This window comes from Agromyces sp. ISL-38 (genome assembly GCF_018613935.1).
Classification (GTDB): Bacteria; Actinomycetota; Actinomycetes; order Actinomycetales; family Microbacteriaceae; genus Agromyces.
In genome coordinates, this window is the sequence record NZ_JAGGPF010000010.1 from 423,705 (window position 1) to 437,114 (window position 13,410).

Below are 13,410 nucleotides of genomic sequence, written 5' to 3' on the forward strand. Positions count from 1 at the left end.
CCCCGAGGCTCGGCTCGCGCGTCGTCGCGCGGGCTCCTGCAGAGAAAGCAGAAACGTGGCTGCACCATCGAAGCGGTCATCCCGCCCGACGCCCGTCCGCAAGGCCTGGCGTTCACTCACGTGGCTGGGTGTCATCATCGCCCTGCTCTTCGGCATCAACGCGGCCGGAGTGATCTGGGCCAACGGTTCATGGTCCCCGAAGCTCGCGCTCGACCTCGAGGGCGGCACCCAGATCATCCTCGCGCCCAAGGTCGAGAGCGGTGAGACCGTCTCGCAGGAGCAGCTCGACCAGGCCGTCTCGATCATCCGCCAACGCGTCGACGCCTCCGGCGTCGCCGAGGCCGAGATCAACACCGAGGGCTCGAACGTCGTCGTACGCATCCCCGGAGAGCTCGACGACCAGACCCGGGCCCGCATCGAGTCATCGGCGAAGCTCGAGCTTCGCGCGGTCCTCCTCGCGGGTGCCGCCACGAGCGAGTCGATCGATCCGAGTGCCAGCCCCGAGCCGACCGACGGCGCGGCCGAGGAGCTCGAGTCGACCCCGACGACGGAGCCGACCGACGGGAGCGACCTCGCGTGGATCACTCCCGCGCTGCAAGACGAGTTCGACACCTTCGATTGCGCGACGATGGATGACGCATCCACGAACGCCGCGCCGACCGACGAGCCGCTCGTGACGTGCGACGTCGAACGCAGCGTGAAGTACCTCCTCGGTCCGGTCGAGGCGAGCGGCGAGAACATCGTCGACGCGACGAACGGCACCGTGCAGACCCAGACGGGCGCCTCGACCGGCCAGTGGGCGGTCAACATCGTCTTCGACGCCAAGGGCACCGACGACTTCGCCAAGGTCAGCACCCGTCTCTTCGGCCTCCAGGGTGAGGGTGCATCGCCGCGCGACCAGTTCGCGTTCGTGCTCGACGGCGCCGTGCTCACGGCACCGCAGATGAACGGCGCGATCACCGACGGCCGACCGCAGATCACCGGCAGCTTCACACAGGCGTCGTCGAAGTCGCTCGCCGACCAGCTGAAGTTCGGCGCGTTGCCGATCAGCTTCACGGTGCAGTCGTCCGACACCATCTCGGCCACGCTCGGCACCTCGCAACTGCAGAGCGGCCTCGTCGCGGGCCTCATCGGCCTGATCCTGGTCGTCATCTACACGCTCTTCCAATACCGCCTGCTCGGCACTGTGACGATCGCATCGCTCATCATCGCGGGGGTCATCACCTATCTCATGATCACGATCCTGTCGTGGCGTGAGGGCTATCGACTCTCGCTCGCCGGCATCGCGGGCCTCATCGTCGCGATCGGATTCACCGCCGACTCGTTCATCGTCTACTTCGAACGCGTGAGAGACGAGCTTCGCGACGGCAGGCCCATCGTGGGCGCCGTCGAGGCCGGCTGGAAGCGCGCGTTCCGCACGGTGCTCGCGTCGAAGGGCGTGAACCTCCTCGCGGCGGTCGTGCTCTTCATCCTCGCGGTCGGCAACGTGAAGGGCTTCGCCTACACGCTCGGACTCACGACGATCATCGACGTCCTCGTCGTGATCCTCTTCACGCACCCGATGCTGCAATTGCTTGCGCAGACGAGGTTCTTCTCGAGCGGCCACCCGTTGTCCGGACTCGACCCGAACGCGCTCGGCGCTGTCTACCGTGGCCGTGCCGAGTTCCGCAAGCCCGTCGCCGTCGCACCACGAAAGGTGGCGTCGAGCTCGAAAGAGGCGCAGCGCCGCCAGACGATCGCCGAGCGCAAGGCCGCATCCGTCGGTGCCGGCTCTACGTCGAACGACGGGAAGGAGTCCTGATGGCCAGTCGCCTCACGACCTTCGGCAACGATCTCTACACGGGCAAGCGCTCGCTCAACTTCGTCGGCGGACGCAAGAAGTGGTACGCGATCGCCGGCGTGCTGATCATCCTCTCGGTGCTCGTGCCGGTGGTGAGCGGATTCCACTTCGGCATCGAGTTCCGCGGCGGATCGCAGTTCCAGATCTCCGGTGTAGCGCAGGCCGCCGCTGAGCCCGCGATCGAAGCGGTCGCCGAGGTCGTGCCCGACACGGTGGCCAGAGTCACCATCGTCGGCGCCGACGGCGTCCGCGTGCAGACTGACCAGCTCGCGCAAGACGATTCGCGAGCCGTCTCGTCGGCGCTCGCCGAGGCCTACGACGTGCCCGATTCAGAGGTCACGTCCTCCTTCATCGGACCGAGCTGGGGCGCGGATGTCACGAGGCAGGCCGTCGTCGGCCTGATCTCGTTCCTGCTGCTCGCCGCCATCATCATGGCGCTCTACTTCCGAACGTGGAAGATGTCGGTCGCGGCGATCCTCGCGTTGCTCGGCGACCTCGTCGTCACGGTCGGCGTCTATGCCGCGGTCGGCTTCGAGATCACCCCCGCGGCGATGATCGGCATCCTGACGATCCTCAGTTACTCGTTGTACGACACGGTCGTCGTGTTCGACAAGATCCGCGAGAACACGACAGAGGACGGCGCCGAATCGCGTCGCACGTTCGCCGAGTCGGTGAACCTCGCCGTGAACCAGACCCTCGTGCGATCCATCAACACGAGCGTGGTCGCGGCTCTGCCGGTCGCGGCGATCCTGTTCATCGGCGCGGGAGTGCTCGGGGCTGACACGCTCCGCGACATCTCGCTCGCACTGCTCATCGGCATTGTCGTCGGCACCTGGTCGACGGTCTTCATCGCCGCTCCGCTCTACTCGCAATTGCGCGAGGGTGAGGCCGTGATCAGCCGGCACGACCAGAGGGTGTTGAAGGAGCGCGAGCGGGCGACATCCGCGAATGCCGACCTCGAGGCGCTGCCGGCCACATGATGTTCGCGCCAGGCGTCAGCCTGCCGACGGGGACAGCTCTCCGGAACGGCGATAATTGAGTTCTGGAGGTGCTGAGCGATGACGGAGACCGGGGTCAACTCGACGGCATCGCTGCGCCGTCTGGTGCCGCGCATCTTCTCGAAGGCGCAGCCTTCCGGAGCAGTCGACACGCTGTTGCGCACGGTGCGGATGCATCACCCGAAAGCCGACATCTCGCTCGTCGAGCGCGCATACACCGTCGCGGAGCGCGCGCACGAGGGGCAGAAGCGCAAGAGCGGTGAGCCCTACATCACGCATCCGGTCGCGGTCGCGCAGATCCTCGCCGACCTCGGCATCGGATCGAAGACCATCGCCGCGGCCCTCCTGCACGACACCGTCGAAGACACGGCCTACACGCTCGATCAGGTGCGCGCCGACTTCGGTGACGAGATCGCGATGCTCGTCGACGGCGTCACGAAGCTCGACAAGGTCAAGTACGGCGACTCCACGCAGGCGGAGACCGTTCGCAAGATGATCGTCGCGATGTCAAAAGACATTCGCGTGCTCATCATCAAGCTCGCCGACCGGCTGCACAACGCCCGCACCTGGGGATTCGTCCCGGCGGAGTCCGCGGCGCGCAAGGCCACCGAGACGCTCGAGATCTACGCGCCGCTCGCGCATCGGCTCGGTATCCAGGCCATCAAGCTGGAGCTCGAAGACCTCTCGTTCGCGGTGCTCTACCCGAAGCTCTACGCCGAGATCGAGAGCCTCGTGAAGCAGCGCACGCCGCAGCGCGAGGAGTTCGTTCAGAACGTCATCGATCTCGTGAATGACGACCTGAAGAGCGCGAAGATCCGTGGCAAGGTCGTCGGGCGCCCGAAGCAGTACTACTCGATCTACCAGAAGATGATCGTGCGCGGCCGGGACTTCGACGAGATCTACGACCTCGTCGGTATCCGCGTGCTCGTGAATTCGGTTCGTGACTGTTATGCCGTGCTCGGCGCCATCCACGCACGATGGACCCCGCTGCCCGGCCGCTTCAAGGACTACATCGCCACGCCGAAGTTCAACCTGTACCAGTCGCTCCACACGACGGTCATCGGCCCGAAGGGCCGCGCGGTCGAGATCCAGATCCGTACCCATGACATGCACCAGCGCGCCGAGTTCGGCGTCGCGGCGCACTGGAAGTACAAGGAGCGGCTCGCCGCGGGCCGCACCGCCGACAAGCAGACCGGCGAGCAGAGCGAGACCGACATGGCCTGGCTCGCGCATATCTCCGATTGGCAGGCCGAGACCGCCGATCCCGGGGAGTTCCTCGACTCCCTGCGGTTCGAGATCGGTGCCAAGGAGGTCTACGTCTTCACGCCGAAGGGCCGCGTGATCGGCCTTCCTGCGGGCGCCACTCCCGTCGACTTCGCCTACGCCGTGCACACCGAGGTCGGTCACCGCACGATGGGCGCGAAGGTCAACGGCCGGCTCGTGCCGCTCGAGAGCGAGTTGTCGAGCGGTGACGTCGTCGAGGTGTTCACGTCGAAGAACCCCGACTCGGGCCCCAGCAAGGACTGGCTGGGCTTCGTGAAGAGCCCGCGTGCCCGGAACAAGATCCGGCAGTGGTTCACGAAGGAGCGCCGCGACGAGGCGATCGAGCAGGGACGCGATGCCATCGCGCGCGCGATGCGCAAGCAGAACCTGCCGCTGCAGAAGCTCATGAGCCAGGAGTCGTTCGCCGAGGTCGCGGCACAGCTGCACTACGACGACGTCTCGTCGCTGTATGCGGCAGTCGGCGAGGGGCACGTCTCGACCCAGTCGGTGCTCGAGAAGGTCGTCGCGCTCGTGCGCGACGTCGACGAAGGCGATGAGCCCGACCTGCCGATCCCGGTGCGCTCGCGGCCGCTGCCGCGCAGCTCCGACTCGGGTGTGCTCGTGCGCGGGGCTCCCGACATCCTCGTGAAGCTCGCGCGTTGCTGCACTCCGGTTCCGGGTGACGCCATCGTCGGCTTCATCACGAGAGGCTCGGGCGTCTCGGTGCACCAGGCGAACTGCCACAACGTGCAGTCGCTGATGCGCGAGCCCGAGCGCATGATCGACGTGGAGTGGGCGCCGAGCTCGAAGAGCATCTTCCTCGTGCACATCCAGATCGAGGCCCTCGATCGTGCCGGACTGCTCTCGGATGTCACGCGCGTGCTCTCGGAGCACCACGTCAACATCCTCTCGGCCAACGTCTCCACCTCGACCGATCGCCTGGCTCTCAGCCGATTCGTCTTCGAGATGGGCGACACGACGCACCTCGATCGCGTGCTCAACGCCGTGCGCCGCATCGATGCGGTCTACGACGTCTATCGAGTGAGCGACGGCTGAGCCTGCCGCACTGACCCGGCGCGACGTGCGCGGTCGAGTCGCTCGAGTGCGCGAAGCTTGTGCGGCATCCGTCGGGCCTCGTCGAACCGCAGCGCTACCTCGTCGGCAAGGCCGGGGCGGTCGGCGAAGAGCGTCGCGACGACGGATTCGGATGCGTCGTCGGTGAGCGCAGCGTCGCGCAAGAGGTCGAATGCGGTGCGAGCGACGGTCGTGCAGCGGGAGGGACCGAAGTCGACGATGTCGGCCTCGTTGATCGTGACCTCGCGGACGATCGACCGATGATCGCTGATGACCGCGATCCTCGACCGGTGCGGAACGCAGAACTGCGCAATCGCCGGGGGAGTGTGCAGGCCCCCGTACACCCACGCGGCCGACAATCGCTCGATCACGAGCGCCCGGGGTGCGCGAAGCGCCACGACGGCCGCGCGAAGCGCCGGAAGGTCGGGCTCGTCGATCGGGCTCCATCCGTCGTCGATCGCGACGAGCTCGCCGTCGATGCGGGCCGCGCAGAGTTCGGCGAGGGGGAGATCATCGGTGCCGAGCACCATGGGAAGTCGAGCCATGGAGCCCATCGTGCGGCATTCGGGGGCCTGTGGAATGCCGCCGAGCCGGAACTGTGGACAACCGCGAGTCATGGCGTGGCGCCGCGGCAGAGTCAGCGGCGCCGAGCGGCCCGCGGGGGCGCCGCTCGGCGCACGAAGGTCGGACGTGAAGAGTCCGCCTGCGATTCAGCCGCCGACGGCCTTCAGCCACGTGCGACGAGCCTCGAGCGCCTCGCGGGCGCTTGCCGCCGCCTTGGTATCACCCGATGCCTCCGCGGTGGCGAGTTCGTCTTCGAGCTTGGCGATGGCGTCTTGGAGCTGGCCGAGCATTCCCTCGGATCGAGCCTTCTTCTCAGGGTCTTCGCGCTGCCAGTGCTCGTCTTCGAGCGACCGCACGTGCGTCTCGACCTTGCGGAGACGGTCTTCGACGACGCGGACCTGATCGCGGGGGACCTTGCCGATCTCGTCCCACGCTCTCTGGAGGCGGTTCAACGACGAACGAGCCTGCTTCGGGTCGCGCTCGGCGAGGAGCTTCTCGGCCTCGTCGAGCAGCGCGAGCTTCTCGGTGAGGTTCGCCTGGTAGGCCTCGTCCTCTTGGGCGTCGATCTCGGCCTTGGCCTGGAAGAGCACGTCGCCCGCTGCCTTGAACTTCGCCCACAGGGTGTCGTCGAGCTTCTTGCCGGCGCGGCCGGCGAGCTTCCACTCGTCGAGCAGGCTGCGATAGTCGGCGACGCCGTCGGCGCCGCGGGGTGCGAGGGCCTCGGCCCGCTCGATGAGCTGCTGCTTGCGCGAACGGACGTCGCGGTGGGCGGCGTCGAGTTCGGCGAAGAACGCCTTGCGGTGCTGCTCGATCGTCGATCGTGCGGTGCGGAAGCGCTTCCAGAGTTCGTTGGCCTCGTTCTTGGGCAGGCGGGGACCGTCTTGCTGCTGCCTCTGCCACGTCGCGAAGAGCTCGTCGAGCTCCGCGGTCGCCTGCTTCCACTGCGTCTTGGCGGGATCCTGCGCGGCCAGCGCCTCGGCCTGCTCGACGACCCTGGTACGCTCGGCGATCGCCTCGGCCACGGCGGCCTTCGCCTCCGCCTGCTGCTGCTCGGTGAGCTCCTGAGCGGTGCCCGAGAGCGCCTCGAGACGGCGCGCGAGTGCCTCGAGGTCGCCGACGGCATTGGCACCGGCGACCGAGTCGCGGAGCTTCGTCACGGCCTTCGCGACATCCGCGGCCGGAGCGCCCCTACGAACGCGCTGCTCGAGCAGGGTCACCTGCCCGGCGAGATCGGCGTACTTGCGCTCGAAGTACGCCATGGCCTCCTCAGCCGAGCCGTCGGGATACTGACCGACGGCACGCTCGCCATCGTTCGTCCGCACGAAGACGGTGCCCGTCTCGTCGACGCGGCCCCACGGTTGCTGCTCTGATTCGGACACGGCCTCACCTTGTCGTAAGTCGGGTGCCGCCCGGGGGCGGCGTTGACGGCATCAAGCCTATTGCACCGCTCACGGGCGGCGAGGGCCTCACTCGATCGTGAACCCGCTGATCGTGACGGGCACCGCGGGGGCGCCGTCGCTCTGGCCGTCGGCCGTGCCGGCGTCGGTCACTCCCGCGCGAAGCGCATCGAGCCCGCTCGTGACGTGACCGACGACGGTGTAGCCGCCAGCCTCGTCGGGCGAGAGCGTCGTGTCCTCGTAGACGATGAAGAACTGGCTGCCCTGGCTGTAGGCGTTCTGCTGCTGGCGGGCCATCGCGATCGTGCCGGCGGGGTACTGGTTGTCGGCCGGCGCGTTCTCGACCGGGCCGTAGCTGTAGCCGGGACCACCAGAGCCGTCGCCGACCGGGTCACCGCACTGGAGCACCCAGATGTTGTCCTTCGTGAGGCGATGGCAGCCGAGTCCGTTGTAGAAGCCGGCCTGGATCAGGCTGATCTCGCTCGAGGCGGCCTGCGGCGCGGCGGCACCGTCGAGCTCGACCCCGAGGGGGATGCCGTTGAGCGTGAGCGTGCCGGTCCAGGCACGGCCCTCGGCGATGTCGGCGGAGGGCACATCGCCCTGGTTCTCGCCGGGAGGCGCGGACGGCGTGGGCGTCTCGGATGCCACCGGCTCGGGCGTGCCCGGTCCGCCGCTGAAGTAGAACAGCTGCGCGCCCGTCGCGAGGGCGAGCACAACGACGAGCGCGAGACTCGCGATGACGTTGTCGCGAGTGCGGCGGCGCTGCTTTCGGACGTGCACTTCCTGCCGGGCCTGGTAGGTGCGCAGGCGCACTCGTTCTTCACGCGCCTGTCGGTCGTTCGATGCCACGCATGCTCCTTCTCGGGACTCCTGCGTGCCGACTCTACGCAAGCCCCGGTGTGCGCACCAATCGCCGCCCCGTCCCCGCCCTGGGACATCGCCGGTTCGGCGCTCCTGCACGCGGGTTCCATGTCGGATGCCGCGACTACGCTGAGAAGCATGGTGGACTCTGGCCCGGGCCTGCGCTCCGGCGCTACCCCCCTCGCGGTGCGCATGCGGCCGACGAGCCTCGACGAGGTCGCCGGCCAGCGACACCTTCTCACTCCTGGTTCACCGCTCGTGGCACTCGCCAGCGACCGCTCGGGCGAGTCGGGCTCGGTCTCCGTCATCCTCTGGGGGCCGCCCGGCACCGGCAAGACCACGCTCGCGCAGGCGATCGCGCGCTCGTCGGGCCGCAAGTTCGTCGAGCTCTCGGCTGTCAGCGCCGGAGTGCGCGACGTCCGCCAGGTGATGGAGGAGGCGCGGGCGAGCCGCGATCTCTACGGGCTCTCGACAGTGCTCTTCCTCGACGAGATCCACCGCTTCACGAAGGCCCAGCAAGACGCCCTGCTGCCGGGCGTCGAGAACGGCTGGGTCATCCTCGTCGCGGCGACCACCGAGAATCCATCGTTCTCGGTCATCTCGCCGCTCCTGTCGCGTTCGCTCCTGCTCACGCTCGAACTCCTCACCGACGACGACCTCGGCATGCTCGTCGACCGGGCGGTGGTAGATCCGCGCGGGCTCGCGGGCAAGGTCGAGCTCGAGGCCGAGGCACGCGCTGCGATCATCCGGCTCGCCTCGGGCGACGCCCGCCGGGCGCTCACGGCCCTCGAGGCGGCGTCCGTGGCGGCCTCGCAGTCCGCCCCGACGGCCGAAGCCGAATCGGCGGCATCCGACGGCACCGAGACGGATGCCGCAGCGCCCGCGAAGCCCGTGATCACCGCCGACATCGTGGCGCGTGCCGTCGACCGCGCGCTGCTCCGCTACGACCGCAACGGCGACGAGCACTACGACGTGATCAGCGCGTTCATCAAGTCGGTGCGGGGGAGCGATGTCGATGCGTCCCTGCACTACCTCGCCCGCATGATCGAGGCGGGCGAAGATCCGCGGTTCATCGCGCGACGCATCATCGTGCTCGCCTCCGAAGACATCGGCCTCGCCGATCCGAGTGCGCTCGGCGTGGCGGTCGCCGCGGCCGATGCCGTGCAGTACATCGGCATGCCCGAGGGGCGCATCCCCCTCGCGCAGGCGGTCGTGCACCTGGCGACGGCGCCGAAGTCGAACGCCGCGTACCTGGGCATCGACCGAGCGATCGCCGACGTGCGCGAGGGCAAGGCGGGGCGGGTGCCAAAGCACCTCCGTGACGCGCACTATCCCGGCGCCAAGCGGCTCGGGCACGGCAAGGGCTATCGGTATCCTCACGACGACGCCATCGGCGTCGTTGCGCAGGAGTACCTGCCCGACTCGCTCCGCGGCGCGGTGTACTACGAGCCGACCGAGCACGGCAACGAACGTGACGTCTCGGCCCGCCTCGCGAAGATCAGGCGCATCGTGGGCGGCGAACGCTGATGCGCTCGGCGGGGCGTGGGCATCGGGCCTTCGGCGTGATAGCATATCCGTTGGCCTGAAGCCTGATTCTCGCGTGCGGCTGCGCGGTTTCCACGGTGAAGGGGCGAGACCTGTAGCCGGTCTGCCCGTGGCGAACCCCTCTGACAAGACTTCCGGCGCCCAGCGCGCCTGGAACACACCGTTTGAGATTCTTCCGAAAGGACATTCGTGTCGAACCAGTCACGCAGCAAGACCCGCCTCTCCCGCGCGCTCGGCGTCGCCCTGACCCCGAAGGCCGCCCGCTACATGGAGAAGCGTCCTTACGCTCCCGGTGAGCACGGCCGCACCAAGCGCAAGACCGACTCCGACTACGCCGTGCGTCTGCGCGAGAAGCAGCGCCTTCGCGCCCAGTACGGCATCCGCGAGAAGCAGCTCCGCATCGCGTTCAACGAGGCCCGCCGCACCGACGGCCTGACGGGTGAGAACCTCGTCGAGCTGCTCGAGATGCGCCTCGACGCGCTCGTGCTTCGCGCCGGCTTCGCCCGCACCATCACGCAGGCTCGCCAGTTCGTGGTGCACCGCCACATCCTCGTCGACGGGCAGCTCGTCGACCGTCCCTCGTTCCGCGTGAAGCCGGGCCAGCTCGTACACGTCAAGGCACGCAGCGAGGGCACCGAGCCCTTCCAGGTCGCGGCCGCCGGCGGTCACGTCGACCTGCTCCCGAGGACCCCCGGTTACCTCGAGGTCGAGCTCGACAAGCTCCAGGCCCGCCTCCTGCGTCGCCCGAAGCGCGCCGAGGTCCCCGTCACGTGTGACGTGCAGCTCGTCGTCGAGTACTACGCCGCTCGCTGACGCAACGGCATCAGAACAGGGGTCGCGGGGTTTCCCCGCGGCCCCTGTTCCGTCTTCGGCGACGGCATTGCGCGCCACTAGACTGGTTCGAGGCGTGCCGAGCCCACCGCATCGGCGAGAGATCGAGCAGGGAGCATTCCGTGAAGAGCATTCTGTGGTTCACCGCCGGCGTGGCAGCCGGCTTCGTCGTCGCGCACCAGATGAACCAGACCAAACAGGGTCAGGACTTCTTCTCCTCCATCGACGCGAAGGCCCGGGCATTCGGCAACGCCATCGCCGAGGGCTACCACGCCCGCGACGCCGAGCTGCGCGCTGAATCGGGCGACGCGGCGCCGGGTCGCTGAGCGCCCGACCACGTTGAGGCCCGGATGACCCGGGCGTGATCCAGAACGGAACCATGCAGACTGCCGACATCCGCCAGCGTTGGCTGGACTTCTTCGCCGAGCGCGGACACGCCGTCGTGCCCTCGGCCTCGCTCGTCTCCGACGACCCGACGCTGCTGTTCACGGTCGCCGGAATGGTGCCGTTCGTGCCGTACCTCACGGGACTCGTTCCCGCGCCGTACCCGCGCGCCACGAGCGTGCAGAAGTGCATCCGCACGAACGACATCGAGGAAGTCGGCAAGACCCCGCGACACGGCACGTTCTTCCAGATGAGCGGCAACTTCTCCTTCGGCGACTACTTCAAAGAAGGCGCCATCGGCATGGCATGGGAGCTCCTCACCACTCCCGAGGCCGACGGCGGATACGGGTTCGACCCGAACGATCTCTGGGTCACCGTCTACAAAGACGATGACGAGGCGATCGAGCTCTGGAAGCAGATCGCGGGGCTGCCCGAAGAGCGCATCCAGCGCCTCGACAAGGACACGAACTACTGGCACACCGGCCAGCCCGGCCCCGCCGGCCCGTGTTCGGAGATCTTCTTCGATCGCGGCCCGGCCTATGGTGCCGACGGCGGCCCTGCCACCGATGACGACCGCTACGTCGAGATCTGGAACCTCGTGTTCATGCAGTACCTCATCGACGACGTGAAGTCGAAGACCGACTTCCGCATCGTGAGGGAGCTGCCCAAGAAGAACATCGACACCGGCATGGGTCTCGAGCGCGTGGCGTTCATCAAGCAGGGCGTCGAGAACATGTACGAGATCGACCAGGTGCGCCCCGTGCTCGATCGCGCGGCGGAGCTCTCCGGTCGTCGGTACGGAGCCGATCACGACGACGACGTGCGCATGCGCATCATCGCCGACCACATCCGGTCCGCGCTCATGCTCATGAGCGATGGCGTGAGCCCGTCGAACGAGGGGCGCGGCTACATCCTCCGCAGGCTCCTGCGTCGCAGCATCCGTGCCATGCGCCTGCTCGGCGTGGAGGGTCCGACGTTCCGCGAGCTGTTCGCGGCATCGCGCGACGCGATGAAGGCGGCCTATCCCGAGGTCGCGACCGACTACACGCACATCGAGCAGCTGGCGCTCGGCGAAGAGGAGACGTTCCTCCGCACGCTCACCGCGGGCACGGGCATCCTCGATCTCGCCGTCGAGAAGACGAAGCGGGCGGGGAGTGCGGAACTCGCGGGCGACACCGCGTTCCTCCTGCACGACACCTACGGATTCCCGATCGAGCTGACGCTCGAGATGGCCGAGGAAGCCGGCCTCGCGGTCGATCGCGGGGCGTTCGACTCGCTCATGAACGAGCAGCGGAGCCGTGCGAAGGCCGACGCGAAGTCGAAGAAGAAGGTGCTCGCCGACCTCTCGGTGTACGCGGACTTCCGGGCCAAGGGCGAGACGATCTTCACCGGATACACCGACCTGACCACCCAGTCGAACGTGCTCGGGCTCCTCGTCGACGGCCGGCCCGTCTCTCGTGCGAGCACGGGGCAGACCGCCGAGGTGATCCTCGCCGAGACCTCCCTCTATGCCGAGTCCGGCGGTCAGGCGCCCGATCAGGGCCGCATCGTGGGCGACGGCTTCGAGCTCGAGGTGCTCGACGTGCAGAAGCCGATCAAGGGCCTCATCAGCCACACGGTGAAGGTCAGCCACGGTGAGGTCGGCGTCGGGGTGCCCGCGACGACCCTCGTCGATGAGCAGTACCGGCGTGGCGCCACCCAGGCGCACTCCGGCACCCACATCGTGCACGCGGCCCTTCGCCAGGTGCTCGGACCGAACGCGCACCAGTCGGGCTCGTTCAACAAGGCGGGCTACCTGCGACTCGACTACGGCTGGAACTCGGCGCTCTCGTCTGAGACCCGCAGCGAGATCGAGGAGATCTCCAACGCCGCGATCCGCGACAACCTCGAGGTCCGCACCCGGGAGATGCCGCTCGACGAGGCGAGGTCCCTCGGCGCGATGGCGCTCTTCGGCGAGAAGTACGGCGACGTCGTGCGCGTCGTCGACATCGGCGGCCCGTGGTCGCGAGAGCTGTGCGCCGGCACGCATGTGTCGACGAGTGCCGAGATCGGCATGATCAACATCGTCGGCGAGTCATCCGTCGGCGCCTCGAATCGTCGTGTCGAATCGCTCGTCGGGCTCGAGGCGTTCCGCCGGTTCGCCGCCGAGCGAGCGCTCGTCTCCGAGCTCACCACGACCCTGAAGACCCGGCCCGAGCAACTTGTCGATCGCGTCGGCGAGCTCGTCACGAACCTGAAGGCCGCCGAGAAGCGCATCCAGGCCTTCGAGTCGAAGGCGCTGAACGACCGCGTGCCTGCACTCGCGGCGAAGACCGTGCGCACCGGCGACGTGCTCCTCGTGGCGGAGTCGGTCGGGAAGCTCGGCTCAGGTGACGAGCTTCGTTCCCTGGCCCTCTCCGTGCGAGCCCAGCTCGGCGCCGCGGCATCCGTCGTGGCACTCGCCGGCGAGGTGGGCGGCAAGCCCCTCGCGATCGTGGCGACGTCACCCACCGCTCGAGACGCCGGCGCGAACGCCGGTGCGCTCGCGAAGGCGATGGCCGCGGTGCTCGGCGGCGGCGGCGGCGGCAAGCCCGACCTCGCACAGGGCGGCGGCAACGACGTCTCCGCGATCCCCGCAGCACTCGACGCCGCACGACGAGAGCTCGGCCGGTAG

At 68.2% G+C, this 13,410-nt stretch carries 10 protein-coding genes; 7 read left to right on the top strand and 3 right to left on the bottom strand.

What is annotated here, in order from left to right:
* Positions 1 to 55 precede the first annotated feature (55 nt).
* The 3 genes from secD to J7E25_RS12260 all read left to right on the top strand — a co-directional run bounded on the left by secD (position 56) and on the right by J7E25_RS12260 (position 5,157).
* Positions 56 to 1,801: a protein translocase subunit SecD gene (gene secD, locus J7E25_RS12250; protein WP_215004901.1), complete on the top strand. Its 1,746-nt coding sequence runs from the start codon at positions 56 to 58 to the stop codon at positions 1,799 to 1,801.
* Positions 1,801 to 2,820, top strand: coding sequence for a protein translocase subunit SecF (gene secF / locus J7E25_RS12255; protein WP_214870405.1), 1,020 nt, complete (start codon positions 1,801 to 1,803; stop codon positions 2,818 to 2,820). Before secD ends, secF begins: the two co-directional genes overlap by 1 nt.
* A gap of 78 nt (positions 2,821 to 2,898) precedes the next feature.
* Complete coding sequence (locus J7E25_RS12260; RefSeq protein ID WP_214870406.1) at positions 2,899 to 5,157, top strand: bifunctional (p)ppGpp synthetase/guanosine-3',5'-bis(diphosphate) 3'-pyrophosphohydrolase; 2,259 nt, start codon at positions 2,899 to 2,901, stop codon at positions 5,155 to 5,157.
* Here the strand turns inward: J7E25_RS12260 and J7E25_RS12265 are convergent.
* The 3 genes from J7E25_RS12265 to J7E25_RS12275 form a co-directional block, all read right to left on the bottom strand.
* Entirely contained in the window at positions 5,136 to 5,720 is a 585-nt protein-coding gene (locus tag J7E25_RS12265; protein WP_214870407.1) for a hypothetical protein, read from the bottom strand. The genes J7E25_RS12260 and J7E25_RS12265 overlap by 22 nt on opposite strands.
* A 165-nt stretch (positions 5,721 to 5,885) precedes the next feature.
* Entirely contained in the window at positions 5,886 to 7,118 is a 1,233-nt protein-coding gene (locus J7E25_RS12270; protein ID WP_214870408.1) for a DUF349 domain-containing protein, read from the bottom strand.
* A gap of 87 nt (positions 7,119 to 7,205) precedes the next feature.
* Positions 7,206 to 7,985, bottom strand: a complete 780-nt coding sequence (locus J7E25_RS12275) for a peptidylprolyl isomerase (RefSeq protein WP_214870409.1) — start codon at positions 7,983 to 7,985, stop codon at positions 7,206 to 7,208.
* A gap of 150 nt (positions 7,986 to 8,135) precedes the next feature.
* Between J7E25_RS12275 and J7E25_RS12280 the strand changes: the two genes are divergently transcribed.
* From J7E25_RS12280 to alaS, 4 genes are all read left to right on the top strand, one after another.
* Complete coding sequence (locus J7E25_RS12280) at positions 8,136 to 9,524, top strand: replication-associated recombination protein A (protein ID WP_214870410.1); 1,389 nt, start codon at positions 8,136 to 8,138, stop codon at positions 9,522 to 9,524.
* A 207-nt stretch (positions 9,525 to 9,731) separates the two neighbouring features.
* Positions 9,732 to 10,355 carry a 30S ribosomal protein S4 gene (gene rpsD, locus J7E25_RS12285; RefSeq protein WP_214870411.1) on the top strand — a complete coding sequence of 208 codons (624 nt, stop codon included), beginning with the start codon at positions 9,732 to 9,734 and terminating at the stop codon, positions 10,353 to 10,355.
* 140 nt (positions 10,356 to 10,495) lie between these two features.
* Complete coding sequence (locus tag J7E25_RS12290) at positions 10,496 to 10,699, top strand: hypothetical protein (RefSeq protein ID WP_214870412.1); 204 nt, start codon at positions 10,496 to 10,498, stop codon at positions 10,697 to 10,699.
* A 53-nt stretch (positions 10,700 to 10,752) separates the two neighbouring features.
* On the top strand, positions 10,753 to 13,410 hold the full coding sequence (gene alaS / locus J7E25_RS12295) for an alanine--tRNA ligase (RefSeq protein ID WP_214870413.1): 2,658 nt from the start codon (positions 10,753 to 10,755) through the stop codon (positions 13,408 to 13,410).